The organism is Pseudoalteromonas sp. Z9A4, from assembly GCF_011378845.1.
GTDB classification, from domain to species: Bacteria; Pseudomonadota; Gammaproteobacteria; order Enterobacterales; family Alteromonadaceae; genus Pseudoalteromonas; species Pseudoalteromonas arctica.
The window spans coordinates 18,242-41,372 of record NZ_WTLA01000029.1 but is presented as its reverse complement, the minus strand read 5'-3'; the positions used below and the strand labels follow the sequence as shown (position 1 = coordinate 41,372).

General features: G+C 40.9%; 19 protein-coding genes. 14 read left to right on the top strand and 5 right to left on the bottom strand.

Annotated elements, in window-relative coordinates; genetic code table 11:
• The first annotated feature begins 67 nt into the window (after window positions 1-67).
• The 10 genes from GQR54_RS16835 (at window position 68) to GQR54_RS16790 (ending at window position 10,208) form a co-directional block, all read left to right on the top strand.
• Window positions 68-847: an isoprenyl transferase gene (locus GQR54_RS16835; protein ID WP_007580985.1), complete on the top strand. Its 780-nt coding sequence runs from the start codon at window positions 68-70 to the stop codon at window positions 845-847.
• A 19-nt stretch (window positions 848-866) separates the two neighbouring features.
• Window positions 867-1,733: a phosphatidate cytidylyltransferase gene (locus GQR54_RS16830; protein ID WP_101217235.1), complete on the top strand. Its 867-nt coding sequence runs from the start codon at window positions 867-869 to the stop codon at window positions 1,731-1,733.
• The gene (gene ispC, locus GQR54_RS16825) at window positions 1,730-2,935 is read left to right on the top strand and encodes a 1-deoxy-D-xylulose-5-phosphate reductoisomerase (protein ID WP_166379149.1); all 1,206 of its coding nucleotides are present in this window, start codon (window positions 1,730-1,732) and stop codon (window positions 2,933-2,935) included. Before GQR54_RS16830 ends, ispC begins: the two co-directional genes overlap by 4 nt.
• Before the next feature lies 1 nt (window position 2,936).
• Complete coding sequence (gene rseP, locus GQR54_RS16820) at window positions 2,937-4,289, top strand: sigma E protease regulator RseP (RefSeq protein WP_166379147.1); 1,353 nt, start codon at window positions 2,937-2,939, stop codon at window positions 4,287-4,289.
• A gap of 96 nt (window positions 4,290-4,385) precedes the next feature.
• Window positions 4,386-6,857 carry an outer membrane protein assembly factor BamA gene (gene bamA / locus GQR54_RS16815; RefSeq protein WP_166379145.1) on the top strand — a complete coding sequence of 824 codons (2,472 nt, stop codon included), beginning with the start codon at window positions 4,386-4,388 and terminating at the stop codon, window positions 6,855-6,857.
• An 11-nt stretch (window positions 6,858-6,868) separates the two neighbouring features.
• Window positions 6,869-7,387 (top strand): OmpH family outer membrane protein, encoded by a 519-nt coding sequence (locus tag GQR54_RS16810; RefSeq protein ID WP_007580993.1) that lies wholly within the window; start codon window positions 6,869-6,871, stop codon window positions 7,385-7,387.
• Window positions 7,388-7,394: 7 nt separating this feature from the next.
• Window positions 7,395-8,417 (top strand): UDP-3-O-(3-hydroxymyristoyl)glucosamine N-acyltransferase, encoded by a 1,023-nt coding sequence (lpxD, locus tag GQR54_RS16805; RefSeq protein WP_007580995.1) that lies wholly within the window; start codon window positions 7,395-7,397, stop codon window positions 8,415-8,417.
• Between the two features lie 26 nt (window positions 8,418-8,443).
• On the top strand, window positions 8,444-8,896 hold the full coding sequence (gene fabZ, locus GQR54_RS16800) for a 3-hydroxyacyl-ACP dehydratase FabZ (protein WP_007580997.1): 453 nt from the start codon (window positions 8,444-8,446) through the stop codon (window positions 8,894-8,896).
• Window positions 8,897-8,898: 2 nt separating this feature from the next.
• Window positions 8,899-9,669 (top strand): acyl-ACP--UDP-N-acetylglucosamine O-acyltransferase, encoded by a 771-nt coding sequence (lpxA, locus tag GQR54_RS16795; RefSeq protein WP_166379143.1) that lies wholly within the window; start codon window positions 8,899-8,901, stop codon window positions 9,667-9,669.
• Between the two features lie 146 nt (window positions 9,670-9,815).
• Window positions 9,816-10,208, top strand: a complete 393-nt coding sequence (locus GQR54_RS16790) for a septal ring lytic transglycosylase RlpA family protein (protein WP_010553743.1) — start codon at window positions 9,816-9,818, stop codon at window positions 10,206-10,208.
• Here the strand turns inward: GQR54_RS16790 and cydC are convergent.
• Genes cydC through GQR54_RS16765 form a run of 5 tightly spaced genes read right to left on the bottom strand, consistent with a single transcriptional unit; the run spans window position 10,191 to window position 16,608 of the window.
• A complete protein-coding gene (gene cydC, locus GQR54_RS16785; RefSeq protein WP_166379141.1) occupies window positions 10,191-11,936 on the bottom strand; it encodes a thiol reductant ABC exporter subunit CydC in 1,746 nt (581 codons plus the stop codon). The genes GQR54_RS16790 and cydC overlap by 18 nt on opposite strands.
• Window positions 11,929-13,722, bottom strand: a complete 1,794-nt coding sequence (gene cydD, locus GQR54_RS16780; protein WP_166379139.1) for a thiol reductant ABC exporter subunit CydD — start codon at window positions 13,720-13,722, stop codon at window positions 11,929-11,931. Before cydD ends, cydC begins: the two co-directional genes overlap by 8 nt.
• The gene (cydX, locus tag GQR54_RS16775; RefSeq protein ID WP_002958303.1) at window positions 13,712-13,876 is read right to left on the bottom strand and encodes a cytochrome bd-I oxidase subunit CydX; all 165 of its coding nucleotides are present in this window, start codon (window positions 13,874-13,876) and stop codon (window positions 13,712-13,714) included. The genes cydD and cydX overlap by 11 nt, the downstream gene beginning before the upstream one ends.
• A 12-nt stretch (window positions 13,877-13,888) precedes the next feature.
• The gene (gene cydB, locus GQR54_RS16770) at window positions 13,889-15,028 is read right to left on the bottom strand and encodes a cytochrome d ubiquinol oxidase subunit II (protein ID WP_166379137.1); all 1,140 of its coding nucleotides are present in this window, start codon (window positions 15,026-15,028) and stop codon (window positions 13,889-13,891) included.
• Window positions 15,025-16,608: a cytochrome ubiquinol oxidase subunit I gene (locus GQR54_RS16765; protein ID WP_010553739.1), complete on the bottom strand. Its 1,584-nt coding sequence runs from the start codon at window positions 16,606-16,608 to the stop codon at window positions 15,025-15,027. The genes cydB and GQR54_RS16765 overlap by 4 nt, the downstream gene beginning before the upstream one ends.
• 301 nt (window positions 16,609-16,909) lie before the next feature.
• On the opposite strand from GQR54_RS16765, the gene lpxB reads away from it, so the two are divergent.
• From lpxB to accA, 4 genes are read left to right on the top strand one after another with little or no spacing between them, the layout of a single operon-like run.
• Window positions 16,910-18,067: a lipid-A-disaccharide synthase gene (lpxB, locus tag GQR54_RS16760; RefSeq protein ID WP_166379135.1), complete on the top strand. Its 1,158-nt coding sequence runs from the start codon at window positions 16,910-16,912 to the stop codon at window positions 18,065-18,067.
• Window positions 18,057-18,659, top strand: a complete 603-nt coding sequence (rnhB, locus tag GQR54_RS16755) for a ribonuclease HII (protein ID WP_166379133.1) — start codon at window positions 18,057-18,059, stop codon at window positions 18,657-18,659. Before lpxB ends, rnhB begins: the two co-directional genes overlap by 11 nt.
• A 2-nt stretch (window positions 18,660-18,661) precedes the next feature.
• Entirely contained in the window at window positions 18,662-22,153 is a 3,492-nt protein-coding gene (gene dnaE / locus GQR54_RS16750; protein ID WP_166379131.1) for a DNA polymerase III subunit alpha, read from the top strand.
• A 16-nt stretch (window positions 22,154-22,169) separates the two neighbouring features.
• Window positions 22,170-23,126 (top strand): acetyl-CoA carboxylase carboxyl transferase subunit alpha, encoded by a 957-nt coding sequence (accA, locus tag GQR54_RS16745; protein WP_166379129.1) that lies wholly within the window; start codon window positions 22,170-22,172, stop codon window positions 23,124-23,126.
• Window positions 23,127-23,131 lie beyond the last annotated feature (5 nt).

Sequence of the window (23,131 nt, the reverse complement as noted above, 5' to 3'; positions counted from 1 at the left end):
TCGACAGGACCTATTAAAATTATTAGTTTTGAAACGCCGTCTAGGGTATACTAGGCGGCGTTTTTTTATGGAATACTCGATATTTATGGTTCTAGATGCTGACACAATTTCACAGCAATGTTTACCCAAACATGTTGCTATCATCATGGATGGGAACGGACGTTGGGCGCAAGCTAGAAATAGACCTCGTGTGTATGGGCATAAAAAAGGCGTAGACGCAGTTCGTCAATCTGTTCAGTTTTGTACTAAATTAGGGATACAATCGTTAACCTTATTTGCTTTTAGTAGTGAAAACTGGCGCCGCCCTGAAGACGAAGTAAACACTTTAATGGAGCTTTTCTTATTTGTTTTAACAAAGGAAGTTAAAAAGCTTCATAAAAACAATGTAAAACTGACCATTATTGGAGACTTATCACGATTTTCTGAAGGATTACGTAGCAAGGTAGACGCTGCGCATAAGCTGACTGAAAATAACACCGGGTTGCGTTTAAATGTTGCAGCTAATTACGGTGGTCGTTGGGATGTTGCCAATGCGGCAAAACAACTTGCTTTGCAAGTTGCGCAGGGCACACTAAACGCAGAAGATATTACAGAAGAGCGCTTAGCACAGCATATGAGCATGGCAGATCAGGCAGAACCTGATTTACTTATTCGCACTGGTGGCGATGTTCGTATTAGTAATTTTTTACTATGGCAAGTTGCTTATGCAGAACTTTACTTTACCGAGACACTTTGGCCAGATTTTAATGAAGCAGCATTTGCTGAGGCCATTGCGTGTTACGTTGCCAGAGAGCGACGTTTTGGTTGTACGGGCGAACAAATAAAACAATTACTCGCTCAAACCTAAATAGAATAAGGGTCACATTTTGTTAAAACAACGAATTTTAACCTCTCTAGTGCTAGCTCCATTAGCATTGGCTTTGGTTTTTTATACACCGCTTACGTTATTTAGCTACTTTGCTGGTGCAATTGTATTATTAGGCGCATGGGAATGGTCTGCATTTATGGGCCTTTGCGACAAGCTTAAACGTGCTGCCTTTGTTGTGTTTATTGCAGCTTTACTTGCCTTGCTTAATTTACATTGGCCTATTGAATCATTATGGGAAAATGGCAAGCTAGTCGGTGATGCAAATTACGTATTTACGCTTTCGTTTGCTTGGTGGATTGTTGCTAGCTATTTAATTTGGCGCTACCCAGAGATGGCTAAAGCGTGGAATGAAGGCCTAGTTATGCGCGGCATTGCAGGGCTACTCACGCTTGTACCGCTATGGCTTGCTCTAAATACACTACGTAGCGCGCAATATGCTGAATCAACTCATTTTGGTTCGGTGCTAATTTTAGTGGTACTCGGTATTGTATGGAGCGCAGATGTGGGTGCTTACTTTACGGGTAAAAGTTTTGGTAAACATAAGTTAATGCCTAAAGTAAGCCCTAATAAAACAATTGAAGGGTTAGCAGGCGGTGTAGTCGCTTCTATTATTTTTGTATTAGCATTTTGTCACTTTACCGATGTTGATTTAGTTGTATGGCCTGTGTACGCGATAATGACAGCATTTATTGCGTTGTTTTCTGCGGTAGGTGATTTACTGGAAAGCATGTTTAAACGTGAAGCTGGTTTAAAAGATAGCGGTCGATGTTTACCAGGACACGGCGGTATTTTAGATAGAATTGACAGCTTAACGGCTGCTGCTCCAATGTTTGTTATGTGCTATGCGTGGACTCTTAGTTTATGAGCCAAAAGCAATTGCTGGTTATTTTAGGCGCAACGGGCTCAATTGGTTTAAGTACACTTGATGTTGTGTCGCGCAATAAAGAGTTATTTGATGTTTTTGTTTTGGCTGCAGGACAAAATGCAAAGAAAATGGCGGAGTTGTGTATTGAACATGAACCGCTTTATGCGATTATGGCTAACCAGCAGGCCGCAGAGCAATTATCTGCGTATTTAGCTAATACTCAGTGCCAAACTCTTGTTATGCACGGTGAGCAAGCAATGAGTGACTTATGTGCTCATCCTGATGTTGACATTGTAATGTCGGCAATTGTAGGTGCAGCTGGTTTACTACCCACATTAAGTGCTGTTGAAGCGGGTAAAAAAGTACTACTAGCTAATAAAGAATCTTTAGTTATGTCAGGTCAGTTGTTTATTGATAAAGTTAAACAACATAAAGCCACTTTGCTGCCAATAGATAGTGAACATAATGCAATTTTTCAATGTCTACCTTCTTCGTTACAAAATGCCAAAGGCGATCAAAAACTACAGCAACATGGCGTAAGTAAAATTTTGCTTACCGGCTCTGGTGGCCCATTTTTAAAGCGTGATATAAATACGTTAAAAGATGTAACCGTAAGTGAAGCCGTTGCACACCCTAACTGGTCGATGGGACAAAAAATATCAGTAGATTCCGCAACTATGATGAACAAAGGCTTAGAGTTTATTGAAGCTAAGTGGTTATTCAATTGTGATGCTAGTGATATTGATGTAGTTATTCATCCGCAAAGTATTATTCATTCAATGGTGCAGTACCACGATGGTTCTATTTTAGCGCAAATGGGTAACCCCGATATGCGCACGCCAATTGCCCATGCACTTGCGTATCCTGAGCGAATTAATGCGGGTGTTAAACCGTTAAACTTCTCTGACATTTGTGATTTTTCGTTTACTAAACCTGATTTTTCTCGTTATCCAAATTTACAATTAGCGATTGATGCGTGTAGTGCAGGGCAGGGCGCGACAACAACGGTTAACGCAGCAAATGAAATAGCTGTGGGCGCATTCTTAAACGGTAAAATTGGTTTTACCGATATATACAAAATAAATGCACAGACGCTAGAAGCTGCAACTTACACCAATGTGCAAAGCCTAGATGAAATTTTAGAGTGTGATAAATTAGCGCGTATTAGCGCTTCAGAATTTATAACAAAAGTGGCGCATTAATATGTTTGATTTTTTTTGGAATCTTGGCTCATTTATTTTAGCGCTTGGTATTTTAGTGGCCATACATGAATATGGCCATTTTTGGGTTGCACGAAAAATGGGCGTTAAAGTGCTGCGTTTTTCAATTGGTTTTGGTAAGCCACTGTTAAAATGGCATGACAAATATAATACCGAATACGTGATTGCCGCTATTCCATTAGGTGGTTATGTAAAAATGCTTGATGAGCGAGTTGATGACGTACCAGCAAATCAACGCCACTTGTCGTTTAACTCTAAATCTGTACAAGCGCGTATTGCTATTGTTGCTGCGGGACCAATGGCTAACTTTTTGTTTGCCATTTTTGCTCTTGCGGTGATGTATATGGTAGGTGTGCAATCGGTTAAGCCAGTTGTTGGCAGCATAACCGAAGGCAGTCGCGCAGAGCAGGCGGGCATTATGCCTTCTCAACATATTATAAAAATTGGTGATGATGACATAACGACATGGCAAAATGCCACGTTTGCGCTTATGTCTAGCTTAGGCGAAGAAAGCGTTGAAGTTATTGTTCGTGATAAAAACCTTCAACCACGCGTTAAAACGCTTAATTTAGAGGGTTGGAAGCTTGACCAGCGAGACGTACCACCACTGAGTTCGTTAGGTATTGTGCCATTTAGACCTCAAGCAACTTTAACAATTGCCGCCGTAACTAAAGACTCAGCCGCAGAGCACGCTAATTTACAAGTTAACGACACAATTTTGGCAGTAAACGGTGAAACAATAAGCGATTGGCAGCAATTAGTTAATCTTATTACGCAATCAGCTAACAAATCTTTACAATTTAGTGTAAAAAGACAAGATACTATACAAGCCATTACAGTTACCCCTAAAGGGCGCATTGATAATAACGGTATTGAGCAAGGCTTTTTAGGTGTTGCTCCTGTTGTACAGCAATGGCCTGATGGCTATGTAGAGACAAGGCATTACGGCCCGCTCGATAGTATCGTGCGAGGCACAAAAGAAACGTGGCGCTTAATTACACTCAGTTTTGACATGATTGGTAATTTAATTACAGGCCAGGTTTCGGTTAAAAATTTAAGTGGTCCTGTGGGCATTGCAGTAGGCGCTGGAACTAGCGTAAGCTATGGGTTAGTGGCCTTTTTAAGCTTTTTAGCCTTAATTAGCGTTAACTTGGGTGTATTTAATTTATTACCCCTACCAGTGCTTGATGGCGGACACTTAATGTATTACATAATTGAACTTTTTCGTAAAAAGCCGGTCTCTGAAAAGACACAAGAGTTTGGTTTTAAAGTGGGTGCCTTGTTGCTCATTTTTCTAACATGTTTCGCTTTGTTCAATGATGTATCGCGTTTGTAGTTACAGCGTGGCAAATTACTAATTAGAACACGATTGTAAAGCACCACTAGTAAGGTGTTATGCGGTAATACAGTTGTAAAGGATAAAGATAATAAAATGGCTATAAAAAAACATTTGGCAATAACAAGTTTATTGGGTGCAAGTTTTGCAGCCCTAGGCCAAAACTCCTTTATTGTTGAAGACCTGAAAGTTGAAGGTTTGCAGCGCGTAGCACTTGGTGCAGCGCTAACACATATTCCTATTAACGTAGGCGATAATGTTGATGACTATACGATTTCAAAAACAATAAAGTCACTTTATCGTTCTGGGCACTTTGATAACATAAAAGCACTTCGTGATGGCAACAACGTTATTTTTAAAGTAACGGAACGTCCTACCATCAGCTTTATTGAGTTTGAAGGCAATAAAGACATTAAAGACGAGCAGCTTAATGAGTCTCTTGATCAGCAAGATATTCGCCAAGGTGAACCACTTGATAAAACCGTTATCGATAGTATCGAAAAAGGCTTAGTTGAGTTTTTCCACAGCATTGGTAAATACAACGCTAAAGTAGACATCAGTATTACTAAGCTGCCACGTAACCGCGTTAAACTTAAGTTAGAGTTTGATGAAGGTGATGCTGCTTCTATCCGCCAAATTAACTTAGTGGGTAATGAACTTTTTTCTAATGAAGAGCTTCTTAAACTTGCTGAATCGCAGCAAGATTTACCTTGGTGGCAGTTTATGGGTAGCGACCGTTACCAAAAGCAAACCATTGAAGGCGATTTAGAAAAAATTCGTAGCTATTATTTAGACCGTGGTTACCTACGTTTTAATATCGACTCAACGCAAGTTTCAGTGAGCCCTGAACGTGAATCAGTTTACGTTACAGCTAACTTAACTGAAGGCGTAAAATATAAAGTTAAAGGTTTTGACTTTATTGGTGACTTGCTTGGCCGTGAAGACTTAATTAAAAGTGTTATCCCACTTAGAGCAGGTGAGCTTTATAACGGTTCTGTAGTTACTTCATCTGAAGAGTTTATTAAAAGCTACTTAGCACGTTTTGGTTACGCTAATGCTGAAGTGCGTACAATTCCAGAAATTGACGACGAAAAGCAAGAAGTACAATTAACACTATCGGTTAATCCAGGTAAGCGTGTATACGTTCGTCGTATTATTGTTGGCGGTAACCAAAATACGGCAGATGAAGTACTTCGTCGTGAAATGACACAACTTGAAGGCGCATGGTTATCTAATCAAAACCTCGAGCGTTCAAAACTGCAAATTCAACGCCTACCTTACATGGAAAAAGTTGATTTTAATGTAGTCCCTGTACCCGGTGTGGATGACCAAGTAGATGTAGACTTCACTGTAAAAGAGCAATCCGCAGGTAGCTTTAATGCTGGTCTTGCTTATGGTTCTTACTTAGGTCTGCAGTTTAATATTGGTGTAACAGAATCTAACTTTTTAGGCACAGGTAACCAAATTGGTTTAAACCTGAATACGTCTACAGGTTCTGAAAGCTTAAGCTTATCGTACACAGACCCATACTTTACGCCAGATGGTGTATCGCAAGGCAGTAGCATCTTTTACAGAAACTACGATGCAAGTAAATTCAGTCTTGTTGAATATAAATCGAAAAGTTATGGTTTAGGCACAAATATTGGTTTTCCAATTGATGCTGTAAATCGTGTTAACTTTGGCGCCCGTTGGATTAAAGAAGAGCTTTCGGATATTGCAGAGTACGAGCAAACGCGTGTACTTCGTGAAACATTCTTAGATCCAGATAACCCAGATGCAGGCTTTGACTTTACTAAGTATGAGCTGAGTGTTGGCTGGTCGCGTATCACCGTTAACCGTGGTTTATTCCCAACAGCGGGTTCGCGTCAAACTCTGAACTTAACAGCAACAACGCCTAACTCAGATCTTCAGTACTTTAAACTGAATTACGATTCGCGTTTTTACTGGCCTATATCAAATGACCACCGTTGGGTATTCTCAACGCGTGCAGCACTTGGTTATGGTAATGGTTATGGTTCTACAAACGGGTATGAGCAAACACTTCCATTCCAAGAGTACTTCCGTATAACGGAAATGGAACTACGTGGCTTTGACCGTAATACAATATTACCACGTGCTGTGTCGCGTATACCGCAGTCTATTCCGGGTACGCCAGGTGCAGACGGTACTACAACCGGTAGCATTGGTGGTGCATCAGAATTTGATATTCTAGTGCCACAAGGTCGTATTGGTGGTAATGCTAAAGCAGTGGCAGGTATGGAGCTAATTGTTCCTACACCATTCTTAGATGAAGAAAATACCAGCTCTGTACGTACTAGCTTCTTTGTTGATGCTGCAAACGTATGGGATACTGAGTTTAACGTAGACCGCTATCAAAACTTAGGCGTTGATGAACGTGCTAAATTAGATGACTATTCAGACCCAATGCGTTTTAGGGTTTCAACCGGTCTTTCATTACAATGGATCTCTCCAATGGGTCCAATGCTGATCAGTTTTGCGTATCCATTGCAAAAAGAAGAAGATGACGATACGAAAACCATCAGCTTTAACATTAGTAACACTTTCTAAAGGAGTTTTTTGTGAAAAAATTATTTAAATCAACAGCTGTAGCAGTTTTAGCAACGTTAATGATGGGTACTTCTGTGAATGCATTTGCACACAAAGTAGGTATTGTTGATATGCAGGAAATCTACAAGCAAATTCCTCAAATGGCTAAAATTGAACAGTCTTTACAAACTGAGTTTGCTGAACGTCGTCAAGAGCTTGAAAAGTTACAAGGCGATATTCGTTTTGAAGCTGAAAAATTTAAACGTGAAAGTACAACTATGAGTCAAGCTCAAAAAGATACTCTGCGTGAAAAAATTCAGGGCATGCAAAAAAATCTTGCTGAACAAGGTCGCCCTTTAGAGCAAGAGATTAAAGCGCGTCAAAACCAAGAGCTTGCTAAAGTTCAAGGTGTAATCATCAAAACAATTGAAGAGATTGCTAAAGACGGCGACTTCGACGAAGTTAAAGTAAAAGACACTACTATTTACTTTAACCCTAAAGAAGTGACTGATCTTTCATCTAAAGTTGTAGCCGCTGTTAGTAAGAAATAATCACTCTATGCAAAATTATACGCTTTCGCAAATTGCGGAACTTCTAGGCGCCGAACTTCAGGGTGATGGCGCTTTAGAAATAAAAAAAATAGCGACACTTGCAAATGCCCATTCTGGGCATATTGCATTTTTAGCGAACTCAAAATATCGATCGCAACTTGAAACTACCCAAGCTAGTGCTGTAATAGTAAGCCAAGCTGATGCAGAGTACTTTAGTGGCAGCAAAATTATTGTTGCTAATCCGTATGTAAGTTACGCAAAATTAGCGCAATTTATGGATACAACACCACGCTCAGCCTCGACGGGTATTCATCCAAGTGCAACTGTTCATTCAACAGCGATTGTTAGTGATAGCGCCGCTATTGGTGCTAACGCAGTCATTGAAGCTCATGCAGTGATAGGTGACAATGCGCAAATTGGTCCGAACAGTTTTATCGGGGAACGTGTTAAAATAGGTTCTGGCACTAAGCTTTGGCCTAGTGTGACTATTTATCACGATGTTGAAATTGGTTCAGATTGTTTGTTTCAAGCAAATAGTGTTGTAGGTAGTGATGGGTTTGGCTATGCAAATGAGCGCGGGCAGTGGGTTAAGATACCTCAGCTTGGTTCAGTGATCATAGGCAACAAAGTTGAAATTGGTGCAAGTACGACAATTGATCGTGGTGCACTGGACAATACCATCATTCATAGCAACGTTATTATCGATAATCAGTGTCAAATAGCGCACAACGTTGAAGTTAATTCAGGCACCGCAATAGCGGGCTGCACTGTACTTGCAGGAAGCGTTACCATTGGCAAGAACTGTCAAATTGGTGGCATGGTTGCAATTAATGGTCACATGTCTGTATGTGATGGTGTTATAATTACCGGCATGAGTATGGTGACAAAATCAATCACCGAACCAGGTATTTACTCATCTGGTATGCCCCATACAACAAACAAAGAATGGCGTAAATCAATAGCTCACTTGCGTAACCTTTCAGACATGAAATCTCGTCTTAAAGCGCTTGAAGCATTGGCTAAGTCATAACGTTGAACACTAATAAGGATGCTATTTTGGCAAACGAATTAAATAGCCTTGATATTCAAGAAATTTTAAGTTTATTACCGCACCGTTACCCGATGCTATTAATTGATCGTGTTATTGATTTTACACCTGGCAAGTCTTTACATGCTATTAAAAATGTTTCTATAAATGAACCGATTTTTACTGGGCACTTTCCAAATCAGCCAATTTTTCCTGGTGTGCTAATATTAGAATCAATGGCGCAAGCAACGGGTTTATTAGGTTTTAAAACAGTAGAAAACCGTAGCGAAAACGAATTGTATTTGTTTGCTGCTGTTGATAACGCACGTTTTAAACAACCTGTAATTCCTGGTGATACAATGCATCTTCATGTTGAGTTTTTAAAAGAACGTCGCAACATTTGGAAGTTTGCTGCAGAAGCTAGAGTCGACGGCAAAATAGTGTGTAGTGCCGAAATTATGTGTGCGAGAAGAGAGTTTTAATAGTGATCCATTCTACAGCAATAATCGAACCTGGCGCTAAACTAGGCAACAATGTCTCAGTTGGTCCGTATAGTTATATTGGCAATGATGTTGTTATCGGTGATAACTGTATTATTGAGTCTCACGTTGTTGTTAAAGGGCCGTCAACTATTGGCTCTGGCAATCATATTTTTCAGTTCGCGTCTGTGGGTGAAGCCTGCCAAGACAAAAAATACAACAACGAGCCAACCACTTTAATAATGGGTGATAACAACGTTATCCGTGAATGTGCCACTATTCACCGTGGTACGATTCAAGACCAAGGCGTTACTAAAATTGGTAGTAATAATTTATTTATGGCTTATACCCACGTTGCACATGACGCGGTAATTGGCGATAACGTAATTTTTGCTAACAACGCAAGTGTGGCCGGCCATGTACATGTTGGTGATTGGGTTATCCTTGGTGGTAATTCGGGTGTTCATCAGTTTTGTAAAATTGGTGCACATGCCTTTATTGGTATGTATTCGGGTGTTAACAAAGATGTACCACCATTTGTTACTACCATTGGTATGCCTGCAGGTCCTGCAGCTATCAATAAAGAAGGCATGAAGCGTCGTGGTTTCGAAAGTGATGAAATTATGGCTGTACGCCGTGCATACAAAGCATTTTATCGTAAAAGCTTAGGTGCTGAAGAAGCTATTGAGTCGCTTAGTGAAGATGCCGCAAAGTATTCTGCTGTGAAATTGATGGTCGACTTTGTTAAAAACTCAGAGCGCGGCATCGTAAGATAATTACAGGCTTTGCTTTAAGCATTAAAAAAACCACCCTAGATGATAAATCGAAGGTGGTTTTTTATTGCCCTGCTTTAAGCTAATTCAGTTAATACTCAGGGTAATTGAGTTAGTATGCGGGTAATTTATATAATAAAAGCCGTCCTATGCGTTTACCTAAGTTAGTAGTCACTCTTTTTATTACTTCAGTTTTAGCCGCTTGTAGTAGCCAGCCTATTGTTAAATCATCTGCTGGAGAAATCACTCAAGTTGGGAAAGCATCTTTTTATGCTGATAAATACCACGGAAGAACAACCGCCAACGGAGAGCGCTTTAGTCAACAAGCCGCCACGGCAGCCCATTTAGAATTCGATTTTGGTACTACGGTGGTTGTTACTAATCTAGCCAATAACAAATCAGTCACGGTAAGAATTAACGATAGAGGCCCGTATGTGCGAGGTCGTATTATTGATTTATCAAAAAGTATGTTTAAAAAGATAGCCGACCCTAAGGTCGGCGTTATTGATGTATCAGTAAAGGTTTTAAAACCGGGTAGTTAGCGCAACATAACCAGGATAAGCCCCACTGAGCTCTTTATGAGAGCCTTGTGCGACTACTTTACCGCCTTCCAACCATACAACATTATCCATTTGAGCAAGTAGAGCGGGATCGTGCGTAATTGTGAGCACGCTCGCGTTATTCATAACATGCATTATTGCTTGCATTACCCCTTGCTTAGACTGATTATCAAGACCTTCTGTTGGTTCATCAAGAACTAAAATAGCTGGGCTTTTAAGTAATGCTTGTGCAATGGCTATACGTCTAGACTGACCTTGCGACACATTACGCCCGCCAGTGCCTAATCGTGTTTTTAAACCTTCTTTTAGTTCATTAAACCATGGGCTTAATTGCGCTAATGAGAGCGCTTCAATCATTTGCTCTTTAGTTGCATTTGGCGCGGCATAACGTAAATTTTCACTCAGTGTGCCATCAAAAATATGGTGCTGCTGAGCTAATATATTTATAACGTTTGCGCGTATATCATTATTTAACGAATGTAAGTCAACAACGCTATTTTGATTATTTAGCGTTATGCTGCCTTGTTGTAAAGGCCATAAACCAGTAAGTAAATTTACAAGCGTCGTTTTACCGCTGCCGCTTCTACCTACAATTGCTACTTTTTGCTGGGGCTTTAGTTCAAAACTGATATCAGTTAGTGCTGTTTGCTCACCATATTGGTAGCTAATATTGTTAAGTGCTAGCGTGTGGTTTTGCGAGTTAAAGTTTTCATCAACGTCTACATGTGTATCTTTAACTTGTGAGTTAGCGGCTTTATCTTCAAGTGTAAACAACCGCTCTGCTGCTTTTAATACACTAGGAAGCTCTATAAACGCATTGGGTAGTAGCAATACACTTTCAAAGCTTGCCAGTACAAATAAACTTAACATAGCAAGTTCTACATTTACCATACTGTTGGTGTAAACCAGTGGGACTATGGTTACTATGCTAGCAAGCATGGCTAATTGAACAACCAACAAGCTTAACCCATCTGAGTTTGCTAGTGCTTTGTGGCGAATAAATAATTGCTGATTGTACTGCTCGCTTAATTCGTCGCACTTATTAAGCTGCTGCGAACGGGCTTGATAAATACTAAGCTCTCTAAGTCCTGTGAGTGTATCTGAAAGCTCAGAGCGAAGTTGTGCACTAAGTTGTGTTTCTTTATGGCTGTTTTTAGTGAGCTTTGCGCTGAGTAGGGCAGGTATAACCACACCAATAAGTATAATGCCAGTAAAGCAAATAAGGGCGACGTTGCCATTATAGGCCGACATAAACAGCATGATGATTGGCACACTTAAAAGAGCGACCAGCATAGGAAGTAAAACGTTTAAATAAAACTTGTCGAGTGCGTCTACATCGTTTTGTAATCGGTTAACTAGATCAGCGCTGCGGCTCATTGCTAAATCAACATTGTTAAGCTTGCTTAACGTTGCAAATACATTGGTACGTATTTCACTTAGTAATAAAAACGTGGCGTTATGAGTAACTAGGCGTTCGCCATAGCGCGATGCTGTTCGCACAATTGCTAAAAAACGAATCGTGCCGGCAGGGGTAAAATAATTCATTTGTACGCCCGCAATACCAGCAGCGGCCATTGATGCTAAAAACCAACCAGATATAGCCAACAGGCCCACATTAGCTAATACCGTAATCGTTGCTAAAAATGTACCCAATAGCATAGCTTTATAATGAGGAGCACAAAGCTTTAATAAGCGAATAAAATTATGCATGCGCAACCCCTTGTTTGGCCGTTTTTAGTAAGTTAGCAAATGCACCATTTTGCGCTGCAAGTGTTTCAAAGTGACCTTGCTCAGCTATTTTCCCATCGTGCATAACAATGATATTGCTGGCATGTTTAACGGTATTTAATCGATGAGCAATGACTAATACTAAGTTATTTTTAGCGTATTCATTAATAGCATCTTGAATAAGCAGCTCTGTTTGGCTATCAAGGTGCGCTGTAGGCTCATCAAGCACTAAAACTGGTGCTTGTTTTATGAATGCACGTGCGAGTGCGATGCGTTGCTTTTGTCCGCCAGAAAGCCCTTCCCCTTGCTCACCTATCAGTGTGTTAAAACCATCGGGTAGGGTATTTATAAATTCAAGCACACCAGCTTGCTTTGCTGCATGTTCAAGCTCTTGCTGTGTGGCAGTTGGTTTGGCCAATTTAATGTTGGCAGCAATGGTGTCGTAAAACAGCGTCGCTTTTTGTGGTATCCATGCAATGTTATTTTGCAGGTAAGTAATATCGGTTGTGCTTAAACTCTGATCATTAATAGATAGGTGGTTTATCACCTCAGGGTGAAACCCTAATAAGCAATCAAACAACGTACTTTTACCTGAGCCACTACTGCCCACAACGGCAATTAAACCTTTATTTGGCAGTGTTAAATTTATATTTTTAATCCCTTCGTTACTATCTGGGTATATAAAATTAAGGTCGGTAATACTTATGGAGTTAATTGTATTTAAAGTTAAATTGTTTTCAGGCGTGCTGGTAGTCACGGGCTCACTTTCGTCACTTGGTAGTGGTGCATTTAAAATCGCAACCATATCGGCAGCGGCACTAATGCCTTGTAAGCGTGCATGGTAATGACTACCTAGCTGGCGCAGTGGTAAATAAAATTCAGGCGCTAAAAGTAGCACCACAAAGCCAGTAGCAAAATCAAGAGTGCCAAAAAACAGTCTAAAACCAATAATTATTGCGACTAATGCCACGCTAATGGTGGCTAAAAATTCAAGTGCAAATGATGATAAAAACGCGATTTTTAAAACATCGAGTGTAGCGTGCCTAAAATCATCTGAAATTTTAGCTATTTGTTTAAGCTCGGTACGTGTTGCATTAAATAGCTTGAGTTGAGTTAAACCTTGTACGCGGTCAAAAAAGTAATTGCCCAGTACAGCAAGTTGCTTCCAGCGTTTTTGGTTTAAAGCTTCGGCTTTTGAGCCTACCAAAATCATGAAAAAAGGAATGAGCGGGGCGGTTAATAAAAATATCAGCCCAGCTTTATAATCTGTCGGAAAAATAACAACCAATATTGCCAGCGGAATAAGCGCGCTGTAAGCAGCACCAGGTAGGTATTTAGCATAATAGTCGTGGAGTGCTTCTACGCCATTATGTAGGGTATTTAATGTAGCGCCTTGGCCGTGTTGTTCTATATAGCTTGGGCCAAGTAAGCTGAGCTTATTTAGAAGTGTTTGGCGCATAGCCGATTTTATTTTAAGTGCAGCATATGCACTCAAGCGTTCGCTTAATGCTAAAAACACCGCGCGCAATAAAATAATGCCTGCTAAGGGCCATAATAAATGAGTAACTTGGGCTAAATTATTACCTTCAAACATAACGTTGTGAATAGTTTGCGCAAGTAGATAAGCACCTGCAATCATCAGTAATGCGTTAAAAGTACCCAGTGCAATGCTTAACTTTAACCACACTGCAGCGGGTTTACTTTGACGCTTTAAAAAAGCGCGCAGTGATTGCTGCTGCGCGCGATCTGGTCGGGGGTTAGTCGTCATCTTTTGTGTTGTTAGCATCGTTTAATAAATCGTGCATGGCTTGTTCATCATCAGCAATGCTGTTTTTATTTTGATGAAATTCGTACCACATTACATTTATTACACCTAAGGTACAGGCCAAAAGTACACCTAAAATCCAAGCGAAATACCACATAGTTTAGTCTCCTTAGTAGCTACCGTGAGTGTTGTTTTCAATTTCTTCAACCGTTACTCTGCGCCACATTTTTACATAACACCAGGTGGTGTAAGTTAAAATAAGTGGAACAAAAATACACACTGCAACAAACATTACATTGAGCGTTTTATGGCTCGATACCGCATCCCAAATTGTTAAGCTAATATTTGGATTGTTGCTTGATGGCATAATAAATGGGAACAGTGAAACACCGGCCGTCATAATCACGCCAATTAACATTAAGCTTGTTGAAATAAGTCCAAGTGCTGGTTTGTTCAATTTAGAAAACAATAGCGCACTTAGTGCCATTACAAACGCTAAAATAGGAAAGGTCATAGTCCATGGGCGTTCACTGTAATTGCTAAGCCACGCGCCTTGGGCTGTTGTTACTACTTTAGCTAATGGATCTGCATGACTTTGTGTATCAGGCATAGATACAATTTGGTAACCCGTTAAATTAGCAACCCAAAAACCAGCGCCTGCAAACAGTATAATAAACACAATCAGTGAATAACGACCATATTGCCCTGAGCGAGCTGCTACTGCATCAGCTGTACGAAGCTGTAACCACATACCAGCATGAGCAATTAGCATAGTGATACTCACTAAACCAGCAAGCAAACCAAACGGGTTAAGTAAACCAAAAAATGAACCTTGGTAGCTAACACGCATTAAGTTATCAATATTAAATGGTACGCCTAAAAATAAGTTACCAAAAGCAACACCAAAAACTAATGCTGGAATTGCGCTGCCTGCAAGCAAGCCCCAATCCCAGTTATTACGCCAGCGTTTTGAGTCTACTTTACTGCGGTAATCAAACCCTAGTGGTCTAAAAAACAAAGCAAAGAGTACTAGCATCATGGCAAAGTAAAAGCCCGAAAATGCGGCAGCATAAACCATAGGCCACGCTGCAAATAACGCGCCGCCCGCAGTTATAAACCATACTTGGTTACCATCCCAATGCGGGCCAATAGTGTTTATTACTGTACGGCGCTCTGAATCTGTTCTACCAACTAGGCGAAGCAACATAGCAACGCCCATATCCATGCCATCGGTAATAGCAAAGCCAATAAGCAGCACACCAATGATCAACCACCAAAGCATTTTTAATGTTTCATAATCAAAAATCATGATTGCTCTCCTTCAGTTTGATCAGTTTTATTTGGCAATTCAAAATGATATTTACCAGTATGTAGCGAGCTTGGTCCTTGCTTAACAAAGCGGATCATCAACCAACCTTCAACAATGGCTAAACCAGTATAGAAAACAATAAATCCAGTTAAGCTAATTAAAATATCGTTTACTGTTAGTGACGACGTGGCTAAAAAGGTCGGCAGTATTTCAGATATAGCCCAAGGTTGACGTCCATACTCAGCAACTATCCAGCCAAATTCAATAGCTATCCACGGTAGTGGAATGCTCAATACGGCAGCCCATAACAACCAGCGTTTTTGCTCAATAACGCGATGTGCGTTGTAGTAAAATGCCAATATAAATACACCCAACATGGCTACACCACAGGCAACCATAATCCTAAATGACCAAAACATAGGGCCTACTTTAGGGAAAGAGTCTTTAACGGCTTTTTGAATGTGCTCTTCGGTAGCATCTACAACATCAGGTGTGTAGCGCTTAAGTAGCAAGCCATAACCTAAATCATCTTTTAGGGTATTAAACTTAGCAACATTTTCTGGCGTATCTTCACCGTTTCTGAGTTTTGTAAGGTATTCATAAGCAATCATACCGTTGCGAATACGTACTTCGTGTTGTTTTTCTAGGTCGTTAATACCCGTTACTTGCTCATCAAGTGAACGCGTAGCAATTAACCCAAGTGCGTAAGGTATTTTAACCGCAGCATGTGTTACTTGCTCTTCCGAATCAGGAAAACCAAATGCGGTAAACGCAGCTGGAGCCTCTTCTGTATGCCACTCAGCTTCAATCGTGGCAAGTTTTACTTTTTGAACTTCGCCTACTTCGTAACCTGATTCGTCACCGAGTAAAATTACACATAGAATTGATGCTAAACCAAAGCCCGATGCGACCGAAAAAGAACGTTTAGCAAACGCTAAATCACGGCCTTTTAATATGTACCAACTACTTATGCCCAGTACAAACATAGATGCAGCTACATAACCTGCCGATACGGTATGAATAAACTTAACTTGTGCTACAGGATTAAACACAAGCTCAGCAAAGCTGGTCATTTCCATGCGCATGGTTTGATAGTTAAATTCAGCACCGACTGGGTTTTGCATCCAACCGTTGGCAATCAAAATCCACAGCGCCGACATGTTAGTACCAATGGCCATTAAAAAGGTTGCACCTAAATGTTGGCGTTTAGAGAGTCTGTCCCAGCCTAAAAAGAACATACCTACAAAGGTCGATTCTAAAAAGAATGCCATTAAACCTTCAATAGCCAGGGGAGCCCCAAAAACATCACCTACGTAATGGGAGTAATAAGACCAGTTAGTACCAAACTCAAATTCCATGGTAAGGCCTGTTGCCACACCAATTGCAAAGTTAATACCAAACAATTTTCCCCAAAACTTAGTCATATCACGATAAATTTCGCGACCGGTCATAACATAAACCGATTCCATAATAACTAAAATCCAGGTCATACCTATCGTTAACGGTACGAATAAGAAATGAAAGAGAGCGGTAACAGCAAACTGTAATCGCGATAGATCCACAAAGGTTTCATCTATCATTATTGGCTCCTTGAGAGTGACGGATTAACAGGGCAACATTTAATTGGCAAAGTTAAGGTTTAATGAACTTTCAGTAATTACTGAAAGTTTGTAATAGTATTTACTTTTGTGCAATTTTTGTCAACATACATATTAGTAAAACTTAATATATATTTCCTATGCTACATCAGTATTAAAAACAAACAACATAAAGCCTTAACTTACGTGATAAAAAACCAGTTATTTAAAGCGTTTAACCAAACAGTAAAACACGGTAAACTAACAAGCATGAACGCCTGGTTTACTTGTGAAATAAAATCAAATGAATAAAGATAAAAAACAACTACGAATTGGTATTGTGGCAGGTGAACTGTCGGGCGATATTTTAGGTGAAGGTTTAATTAAAGCCCTTAAAAAACATTTTCCGGACGCTATTTTTGAAGGAATAGCAGGACCTAAAATGCAAGCGCAGGGCTGTAAAACACTTTACGACATGGATGAGCTTTCGGTGATGGGGCTTGTTGAGGTGCTAGGGCGTTTGCCGCGTTTGCTTAAAATACGTAAACAACTCGTGCAGCATTTTGTAGATAACCCACCTGATGTATTTATTGGTATTGATGCACCCGATTTTAACTTACGCGTTGAAAAGCCACTTAAAGGTGCGGGCATTAAAACAGTACAGTATGTAAGTCCATCTGTTTGGGCGTGGCGCGAAAAGCGTATACATACAATAAGTGCAGCCACTAACTTAGTGCTTGCGTTACTGCCATTTGAAAAAGAGTTTTACGATAAACACCAAGTGCCATGTACATTTGTGGGTCATACTTTGGCAGACGATATCGCACTTGAACACGACGACAGCAAAGCACGTGCAGAACTCGGCTTAAGCCTTGATGACAAAGTACTGGCGTTACTTCCTGGTAGCCGAGGCTCAGAAGTTGGTTTACTAAGCGAAACTTACATTAAAACAGCCGCAGAGCTGCAAGCTAAAAACCCCAATCTTAAAGTTGTGGTGCCACTGGTTAACGAAAAACGCAAAGCGCAGTTTACTGATATATTAAACGCTACCGCGCCAAACCTTAATGTTAACCTGCTTGATGGACAATCAAAATTAGCGATGCAAGCCGCCGATGCTATTTTATTAGCGTCGGGCACTGCAACACTTGAAGGTATGCTTTATAAAAAGCCAATGGTAGTCGGTTATAAAATAAAGCCGTTGAGCTATTGGATATTTAAGACTTTATTTACGTTTAATATTAAGTATTTTTCGTTGCCTAACTTATTAGCAGACGAAGAGCTAGTGCCTGAGTTTTTACAAAGTGAGTGTAATGTGGCTAATTTAACAAATGCGCTTACTCCTATGCTCAACACTGATAACAAAGAGCTAAAAGCACGCTTTTTAGCTATTCACGAAAAAATTAGATTAAATGCCAGCGAACAAGCAGCTAATGCTGTGGCGGAGTTAATAAATGCAAATTGATAGACCTAATGTATCCTTAATTGCCGGTGTAGATGAAGTAGGGCGCGGCCCGCTTGTTGGTGATGTAGTTACTGCCGCCGTCATTTTAGATCCCACTAAACCAATTGCTGGCTTAGCGGATTCTAAAAAATTAACAGATAAAAAACGCCAAGCGCTTGCGATTGAAATAAAAGAAAAAGCATTGTGTTATGCCTATGGGCGCTGCAGCCCAACAGAAATTGATGAGTTAAATATTCTGCACGCGACTATGCTTGCCATGACCCGTGCAGTAGAGGCATTAAGTACGCAACCTGAATTTGTATTTATAGATGGAAACCGCTTACCAAAACTCACTATGCCAGCGCAAGCTATTGTTAAAGGCGATAGCTTAGTGGCAGAAATTTCAGCGGCGTCTATTTTAGCTAAAGTAGCACGTGATGACGAAATGATTGAACTTGATAAACGCCACCCTAAATATGGTTTTGCAGGGCACAAAGGGTATCCAACAAAAGCACATTTTGCAGCGCTTGAGCAGTACGGCGCGATTGATGAGCATCGTAAAAGCTTTAAACCTGTGCAGCGTGTATTGGCGCAAGCCAATGGTGAGGGTTAAGCATGGCTGCTCCTGATTTTGTTCATTTAAGAGTTCATTCAGATTTTTCGATGGTTGACGGCCTTGCTAAAACAAAGCCAATAGTTGCTAAAGCGCAAGAGCTGCAAATGCCCGCTATTGCGATTACCGATCAAATGAACTTTTGTGGCTTAGTGCGTTTTTACGGCGCAACACATAACGCCGGTATTAAGCCTATTGTGGGTGCTGACTTTTGGGTTCGTAGCCCAGAATTTCCTGACGAGCCAAGCCGCTTAACCATATTAGCCAAAGACAACGACGGCTATAAAAATATTACCTTATTAATATCTAAAGCGTATCAACGTGGGCATGTGTTTCATCGCCCAGTGATTGACCGAGAATGGCTGGTGGAGCATAAAACGGGCCTAATTATTCTCTCGGGCGCTAAAGATGGTGACTTAGGTAAAGCGTTACTAAAAAATAATCCAAGTGTTATTGAATCGGTAGTTAGCTTTTATAAGCAGCATTTCAGCGATAACTACTACCTTGAGCTTGTTCGCACTAACCGACCGCTTGAAGAAGACTACTTACACATGGCGGTAGAGCTTGCTACCAAAGAGCAGTTACCTGTTGTAGCGACCAACGAAGTAGTGTTTTTAAAGCCTGAAAACTTTGAAGCGCACGAAATTCGCGTTGCTATCTTTGACGGCTACACGCTTGATGATAAACGCAGGCCTAAGCGATTCTCTGAAGAACAATACCTAAAAACATCAGAGCAAATGGCTGAGCTGTTTAGCGACATTCCAGAAGCTCTACAAAACACAGTAGAAATAGCTAAACGTTGTAATGTTACTGTTCAGCTAGGGACTTACTTTTTACCTGATTACCCAACTGGCTCACTTAAGATTGATGAGTTTTTAGTTAAAGTGTCAGAAGATGGTCTTGAAGAGCGATTACAGTTTTTATTCCCCGACGACGAAGAGCGAAAAGTAAAACGCGTTGAATACGATGAACGACTTGATATAGAGCTTGGCGTAATTAACCAAATGGGATTCCCAGGTTACTTCTTAATCGTAATGGAGTTTATTCAGTGGAGTAAAGATAACAATATTCCGGTTGGGCCTGGTCGTGGTTCAGGTGCGGGTTCGTTAGTTGCATACGCACTTAAAATTACCGATTTGGATCCACTTGAATTCGACTTGCTTTTTGAGCGATTTTTGAATCCAGAACGTGTATCAATGCCCGATTTCGACGTCGATTTTTGTATGGATAGACGAGACGAAGTAATTGATCACGTATCGGCTTTGTATGGGCGTAATGCGGTATCGCAAATTATTACCTTTGGCACCATGGCTGCAAAAGCGGTAATACGCGATGTAGGGCGAGTGCTTGGGCACCCTTACGGGTTTGTTGATCGTATCTCAAAAATGATTCCAGGTGACCCCGGTATGACACTTGCTAAAGCGTTTGATATAGAACCGCGCTTGCAAGAAGCCTACGATGGCGATAACGAAGTAAAAGATTTAATCGACATGTGTCGCATCCTAGAAGGGTGTACACGTAACGCCGGTAAACATGCGGGTGGCGTAGTAATATCGCCAACCACTATTACCGACTTTGCCGCGCTTTATTGCGATGACGAAGGTAAGTTTCCGGTAACGCAATTTGATAAAAACGACGTAGAAACTGCAGGCTTAGTTAAGTTCGATTTCTTGGGTTTACGTACACTGACTATATTGCAGTGGGCGGTCGAAATGACCAATGTGCGCATGGAGCGCCAAGGTAAAGACCTCGTTGATATAAATACCATCCCACTGGATGATAAAAAAAGTATCGAGTTACTACTTCGCGCCGAAACGACCGCTGTATTCCAGCTAGAGTCGCGCGGTATGAAAGACTTAGTACGTCGACTTAAGCCCGACTGCTTTGAAGATATGATTGCACTCGTGGCCTTGTTCCGACCAGGTCCGCTGCAATCAGGCATGGTAGATAACTTTATCGACCGAAAACTGGGCCGCGAAGAAATCTCATACCCAGATGCGCAGTATCAGCACGAAAGCTTAAAACCAATACTTGATCCAACGTACGGCATTATCTTGTATCAAGAACAAGTAATGCAAATTGCGCAAGTACTAGCAGGTTACACGCTAGGTGGCGCCGACATGCTGCGTCGTGCAATGGGTAAGAAAAAACCCGAAGAAATGGCAAAGCAGCGTTCAACGTTTGAAGATGGCGCAAGAAATAACGGCATTGACGGCGAACTCGCAATAAAAATCTTCGACTTGGTAGAAAAGTTCGCAGGTTACGGCTTTAATAAATCTCACTCGGCGGCGTATGCACTTGTTTCGTATCAAACGCTGTGGATGAAAACGCATCATCCTGCAGAGTTTATGGCTGCGGTAATGTCGGCTGATATGGATAACACCGACAAAATCGTTATTTTGGTGGATGAATGTGAAAACATGAAGCTCACCTTATTGCCGCCAGATGTGAATGCAGGTGAGTTTAAGTTTACAGTAAACTTGCAAGGCGAGATTGTTTACGGCATTGGCGCGATAAAAGGCGTAGGTGAAGCACCGGTTGATGCAATATTAGAAGCGCGTGCAAAAGGGGGCCCATTTAAAGATTTATTTGATTTTTGTGCCCGAGTTGATTTAAAACGCTTAAATAAACGCGTCACTGAAAAATTAATTTATTCAGGTGCACTCGATAATTTAGGGCCAGAAAAAACGCAATCTGGCCGTGCTACATTACTAGCTAGTTTAAAAAGTGCAATGCGTGCGGCCGACCAACACAATAAAGCTGAGCTATTAGGGCAAAGTGATTTGTTTGGTTTATTAGCCACTGAGCCTGACGAAGTTGAACAAGCCTTTATTAAAGGCACAGGCCTAACTGATAACGAATGGTTAGATGGTGAAAAAGAAACCCTAGGCCTTTATTTAACTGGGCATCCGATAAATCAGTACCGCCGTGAGCTTAGGCATTATACCAGCGGGAAAATAGTTGATTTACAGCCAACGAACCGCGATGTATTTGCAACAGCCGCAGGTTTGGTGATTGCTTCTAGGGTATTAATTAATAAAAAAGGAAATCGTTGGGCCTTAGTAACTTTAGATGACAAGAGTGCACGGATTGATGTACGCTTGTATTCAGACGAGTTTGAAAAGTACCAAGATATGCTCCAAGTTAACAATATCTTGGTAATATCTGGACAGGTCAGCTTTGATAACTTCTCCGGTGGTATTACAATGACCGCCAGAGAAATAAACACCATTGCTCAAGCGCGTGAAAAGCGTATTAAAGCGATTAAAATGACGCTGAACATGGTGCAAGTCGAGGCAGGTTTCTTCGATAAATTACAAAAAGTACTCGAACCCTATAAAATGGGAACGTGTCCGATCAAGGTTTATTACCAACGTCCAGATGCGTTGGCGCAATTAACTCTTGGGATCGAATGGTGTGTTACGCCAAGTGACGACTTAATTCATAAGTTATCACTAATGGCTGCGCAAGATGTAGAACTAGAATTTAACTGATTAGGTAGTTTAGAGCATGAGCCTCAATTATCTTGATTTTGAGCTTCCAATTGCAGAATTAGAAGTAAAAATTGAAGAATTACAAAATATAAGCCGCGCTGGCGAATTAGACCTTGAGTTAGAAGAGGAAGTCAGCAAATTAAAAGAAAAAAGTGCCAAACAAAAACAGGAGATTTTTTCTAATTTAGGCGCTTGGCAAGTATCACAGTTAGCACGTCATCCGTTGCGTCCTTACACTCGAGATTATATCGAGCGCATTTTCACGGAATTTGACGAGTTTGCTGGCGATCGTACTTTTGCTAACGATCCGGCTATTTTAGGAGGCGTTGCGCGTTTAGATGGCGAACCAGTAATGGTTATTGGCCAACAAAAAGGCCGTGACACTGCTGAAAAAATTAAACGCAACTTTGGTATGCCAAAGCCAGAAGGTTACCGTAAAGCATTACGCTTAATGGAAATGGCTGAGCGTTTTAAAATGCCAATCATGACTTTTATCGACACGCCGGGTGCATACCCAGGTGTTGGCGCTGAAGAACGTGGTCAATCTGAAGCAATCGCGCGTAACTTAAAAGTAATGGCGACACTTAAAGTGCCGACAATATGTACGGTTATTGGTGAAGGCGGTTCAGGTGGTGCATTAGCTATTGGTGTTGGCGACAGAGTTAACATGTTGCAATACAGCACTTACTCTGTAATTTCGCCTGAAGGTTGTGCGTCTATTCTTTGGAAAAGCGCCGACAAAGCACCACTTGCAGCAGAAGCAATGGGTGTAACCGCAGAGCGAGTTAAAGAACTAGATTTAATCAGTAACTTAATTGATGAACCTCTAGGTGGCGCGCACCGCAATTACGATGCTATGGCACGTAACTTAAAAGTTCGCCTTAAACGTGACTTAGCAGACCTACAAGCGCTTACGCTTGAAGAAATGCTTGATCAACGTTACAAACGTTTAATGTCGTTTGGTTATTGCTAAACACA

What these genes read in the sequence shown, in the direction of transcription:
- lpxB (WP_166379135.1), top strand. Translation starts at nt 16,910, where the DNA reads ATGAATAAAGATAAAAAACAACTACGAATTGGTATTGTGGCAGGTGAA.
- bamA (WP_166379145.1), top strand. Translation starts at nt 4,386, where the DNA reads ATGGCTATAAAAAAACATTTGGCAATAACAAGTTTATTGGGTGCAAGT.
- cydD (WP_166379139.1), bottom strand. Translation starts at nt 13,722, where the DNA reads ATGACGACTAACCCCCGACCAGATCGCGCGCAGCAGCAATCACTGCGC.
- accA (WP_166379129.1), top strand. Translation starts at nt 22,170, where the DNA reads ATGAGCCTCAATTATCTTGATTTTGAGCTTCCAATTGCAGAATTAGAA.
- dnaE (WP_166379131.1), top strand. Translation starts at nt 18,662, where the DNA reads ATGGCTGCTCCTGATTTTGTTCATTTAAGAGTTCATTCAGATTTTTCG.
- lpxD (WP_007580995.1), top strand. Translation starts at nt 7,395, where the DNA reads ATGCAAAATTATACGCTTTCGCAAATTGCGGAACTTCTAGGCGCCGAA.
- GQR54_RS16835 (WP_007580985.1), top strand. Translation starts at nt 68, where the DNA reads ATGGAATACTCGATATTTATGGTTCTAGATGCTGACACAATTTCACAG.
- ispC (WP_166379149.1), top strand. Translation starts at nt 1,730, where the DNA reads ATGAGCCAAAAGCAATTGCTGGTTATTTTAGGCGCAACGGGCTCAATT.
- cydX (WP_002958303.1), bottom strand. Translation starts at nt 13,876, where the DNA reads ATGTGGTATTTCGCTTGGATTTTAGGTGTACTTTTGGCCTGTACCTTA.
- GQR54_RS16765 (WP_010553739.1), bottom strand. Translation starts at nt 16,608, where the DNA reads ATGATAGATGAAACCTTTGTGGATCTATCGCGATTACAGTTTGCTGTT.
- cydC (WP_166379141.1), bottom strand. Translation starts at nt 11,936, where the DNA reads ATGCATAATTTTATTCGCTTATTAAAGCTTTGTGCTCCTCATTATAAA.
- cydB (WP_166379137.1), bottom strand. Translation starts at nt 15,028, where the DNA reads ATGATTTTTGATTATGAAACATTAAAAATGCTTTGGTGGTTGATCATT.
- rnhB (WP_166379133.1), top strand. Translation starts at nt 18,057, where the DNA reads ATGCAAATTGATAGACCTAATGTATCCTTAATTGCCGGTGTAGATGAA.
- GQR54_RS16790 (WP_010553743.1), top strand. Translation starts at nt 9,816, where the DNA reads ATGCGTTTACCTAAGTTAGTAGTCACTCTTTTTATTACTTCAGTTTTA.
- rseP (WP_166379147.1), top strand. Translation starts at nt 2,937, where the DNA reads ATGTTTGATTTTTTTTGGAATCTTGGCTCATTTATTTTAGCGCTTGGT.